The sequence below is a fragment of the Brevundimonas diminuta ATCC 11568 genome (genome assembly GCF_000204035.1).
GTDB classification, from domain to species: Bacteria; Pseudomonadota; Alphaproteobacteria; order Caulobacterales; family Caulobacteraceae; genus Brevundimonas; species Brevundimonas diminuta.
Genome location: NZ_GL883086.1, coordinates 320789 through 324471, shown reverse-complemented (window position 1 = coordinate 324471; position 3683 = coordinate 320789). Strand labels below are relative to the sequence as shown.

The following is a 3683-nucleotide window of genomic DNA, read 5'->3' as shown; positions in this document are numbered from 1 at the left end:
GCGAGCGGCGTCCTCGGCGATTTCTTCGGGCGTGCGGGCGCGGCGGTCCAGAACGGTGATCCCGCCCGCCGTGACGCCCAGCAGCAGCACCTCGTCGCGCCAGACCACCACCGTCGCCCGCTCGCGCGTTCCCAGCGGCAGCGAGCGAATGAAGCGGATCTCATCGCCGCTGGGGGCGCCGCTCTGAACCTTCTTCAACATGCGGATCGAGAAGAAGGCCAGCCCCAGCACCAGGGCCAGGGCGACCAGAACGGTCAGGAAGTCCATCAGCAAGGCGAGCGGCGTCATCGGGTCTCCGAGGAGGAAGCCACGCCGTCGTCCGGCATGGCGGGAAAGAGGGGCGAGCGGCGGAAAGCGTCCTCGGACCCGGCGGCGTCGCCCAGTCCTTCGCCTTCGTCCGACAGGTCGACCGGGTCGAGCGTCTCGCCGCGCGCCGCTTCATCGCGCAGGCGGCGCGCGGTCAGGATCACTTCGGCGACGGCGGCGAACATGTCCTCAGGCACCACGGCCTCGACCGGCACCTGTTCGTGCAGGGCGCGGGCCAGGGGGACGTTGCGGATGATCGGCACCCCTTCGCGCTCGGCCATGCCGCGCATGGCGCGCGCGATCAGGCCGTCGCCCTTGCCCGCCACCACCGGCACCACGTGCTCGCCGGGATCATAGGCCAGGGACACGGCGATGTGGGTCGGATTGACCACCAGGGCGGCGGCCCCGCGCACGGACCCGACGGCGCTGGACTGGGCCCATTCCTGGGCCAGTTCGCGGCGCCGCGCCTTGACCGTGGGATCGCCCTCCATGTCCTTGGCTTCCTGACGGATGTCGCGGCGGCTCATCCGCAGCCGCTTCATGAAGCTGAAGCGCTGATAGGCCGAATCCAGGATGGCGACGAAGACGAAGACCACCAGGGTCCAGCCCAGCAGGTGAAACCCCGCCGCGCCGAACGCGCCCAGCACCTCGCCCAGCTGGGCCGCCGGCAAGCGCAGAATGCGATCGAACTGGCCGAACAGGATCAGCCCCGCCAGCCCCAGCAGCAGAGCCGTCTTCACCAGCGATTTCGCCACCTCGAACAGGTTGTCGGTGTTGAACATCCGCTTCAACCCCTCGCCGGGGTTCAGGTGATCCAGCTTGGGCGTCATCTTCTCCAGCGTGAAGACCGGCCCGGTCTGCAGGAACTCCATCAGCGACGCGAACAGGGCCACCGGCAACAGCAGCAGCGCCGTCAGATAGACGAACCGCCGCGCCGCCGACCAGGCGACCTGCTCGAAGGCGTCGCCGAAGGGCTGGTCCATCACGCGGAACACGTCGTCGAACAGGGCGGCTAAATTCTCGAACACCGCCCCCGCCAGCATCAGGCCGACCAGCAGCCAGGCCAGCAGCACGGCGGTAGAGCCGACGTCCTTGCTCTTGGCGACGTCGCCCTTCTTGCGCGCGTCCTGAAGCCGTTTCGGCGTCGGCCGCTCTGTCTTGTCGCCGCCGTCGTTCTTCTCCGCCACCTGCGCTCCGCCTCATCGAACAACTAGAAAAAACACCAGAAACAAGCCTTGCTGAATACAGAAACAGCACAGCTTATGGTCAAGCTTATCCTTTATCCGCACTCTGATCGCTTCAGATAAAAAGCAAGCTAGGGTTAACCCTACTGGCAAAAATTTTCATTACCGATTTCGTTGACAACATTCATGAGCAATAATATCGCTGTCACACAAGATCGAAATTCACATAGCTTCGGGCGAAATACGAAGTGAGACAATTTTGCTCGGTAACAGGCACAGTAATACTTATAATTACTGTATGTAATCATTCCGCAATTGCGAAAGACTGCAACGCCACCTCATCGCAGCTGGTCGCTTCAGCCTCCTCTGTCAGCCAGTTTTCCCTGGCGCTGGGAAGCGGAGCGTTCGGATCAGAGCCTTGCTCGACACACGCGCCGCGGGAGGCGCAGGCGGCCCAGCAACTGCTGATCTATGACAATCAGTCGCCGACCGAGGTGATCGGTTCCTCGGAAACCGCTGTTTTTTACACGCGCCGCTCCCCGACGATCAGCGCGGGCGCGCATCGCAGCCGGACGCCGCACGGCGATCTGATCGTCGCGGCGGCGCGCGAGCACGACATCGATCCGGCCCTGCTGCAGGCGATCATCAGCGTCGAATCCGCCGACAATCCCAACGCCCGCTCCCCCGTAGGCGCGCGCGGCCTGATGCAGGTTATGCCAGCCACCGGCCGCCGCTTCGGCGTCGCCGACGAGATGCGGCTGCACGAGCCGGAAACCAACATTCGCGCCGCCTCGCGCTACCTGAAGACGCTTCAGGGCCTGTTCGGCAACGACCTGCGCCTGGTGCTGGCGGCCTACAACGCGGGCGAAGGCGCCGTGCAGCGTTACGGCCGCAACATCCCGCCCTACCGCGAGACCCAGGACTACATCCGCAAGGTCATGGCTCGCTACGACCAGTTCCTCACCGCCCGCCGTTCCTCCTTCCGATAGCTCTCAACGATCTCCGTTCGGCCTGATCCGCCGGCAGCCACAAGGCGCGTCCATGTCCTTCGCCAGCCCGCTGAAACTGCTGGGCCTGCGCCACAACGGCGGAGGCGTCGGCCGCTATTCGGACCTGTTCCTGGTGGCGGGGGTGGCGGCGATCATCGCCATGATGATCATGCCCCTGCCGTCGCTGGCGATCGACGCCCTGGTGGCCATCAACATCAGCGCGGGCGTGGTGATGCTGCTGGTGTCGATCTACATCGCCTCGATCGTCGACATCTCGGTCTTCCCCAGCCTGCTGCTGATCACGACCCTGTTCCGGCTGGCGCTGTCGATCGCGACGACGCGGATGATCCTGCTGGAAGGCCACGCCGGGGCGATCATCAACACCTTCGGCAACATGGTGGCGGGCGGCAATCTGGTCGTCGGCCTGGTGGTCTTCCTGATCATCACCGTCGTGCAGTTCATCGTCATCGCCAAGGGCGCCGAACGGGTGGCCGAGGTCGCCGCTCGCTTCAGCCTGGACGCCATGCCGGGCAAGCAGCTGTCGATCGATTCCGATCTGCGTTCGGGCCTGATCGACAAGGACGAGGCCAAGCGCCGCCGCCGCCTGCTCGAGATGGAGAGCAAGCTGAACGGCAATCTCGACGGCGCGATGAAGTTCGTGAAGGGCGACGCCATCGCCGGGATCATCATCGTGGTGATCAACCTGCTGGGCGGCCTGGCCGTGGGCATGCTGCAGAACGGCATGGATTTCGGCGCGGCGGTCCAGAAATACTCCATCCTGACCATCGGCGACGGCATGGTGATGCAGATCCCGGCCCTGCTGGCGGCCATGTCGGCGGGCCTGCTGGTGACGCGCGGCGGCGATTCCGAGACCGACGCCCACCTGGGCGCCTCGATGCACCGTCAGTTGTCGGCCCAGCCCAAGGTCTTCCTGGTCGCGGGCGGGATGTGCTGGCTGCTGGCCCTGGTGCCAGGCTTTCCGACCGTGGTCTTCCTGCTGCTGGGCGCGGCGGCCATGACCGCCTCCATCATGATCGAGCCGCGCTGGCGCAAATCCGCCGGGCGCAAGGTCAAGGCCCTGACCGGCCGCGCCGCCGCCGAAGCCGACGGCCCCATCGCCTCGACCCAGACCCGGCCGACCGAGAGCGCCGCCATGACGCCTCTGCTGCTGGAGATCGACGGCCGCGCCCTGCGCGCGACCGAT

4 protein-coding genes are annotated in these 3683 nt (G+C 65.8%); 2 read left to right on the top strand and 2 right to left on the bottom strand.

Annotated elements, in window-relative coordinates; translation table 11 throughout:
• Positions 1-288 (bottom strand): flagellar biosynthetic protein FliO (locus tag BDIM_RS05400; RefSeq protein ID WP_050796628.1); only part of this gene is annotated, 288 nt, incomplete at its 3' end.
• The gene (locus BDIM_RS05395) at positions 285-1493 is read right to left on the bottom strand and encodes an EscU/YscU/HrcU family type III secretion system export apparatus switch protein (protein WP_050796627.1); all 1209 of its coding nucleotides are present in this window, start codon (positions 1491-1493) and stop codon (positions 285-287) included. The genes BDIM_RS05400 and BDIM_RS05395, both read right to left, overlap by 4 nt.
• A gap of 245 nt (positions 1494-1738) precedes the next feature.
• On the opposite strand from BDIM_RS05395, the gene BDIM_RS05390 reads away from it, so the two are divergent.
• A complete protein-coding gene (locus BDIM_RS05390; RefSeq protein WP_081461844.1) occupies positions 1739-2479 on the top strand; it encodes a lytic transglycosylase domain-containing protein in 741 nt (246 codons plus the stop codon).
• Positions 2480-2531: 52 nt separating this feature from the next.
• The coding region (locus BDIM_RS05385; RefSeq protein WP_169312126.1) for a flagellar biosynthesis protein FlhA at positions 2532-3683 on the top strand (1152 nt) is incomplete at its 3' end.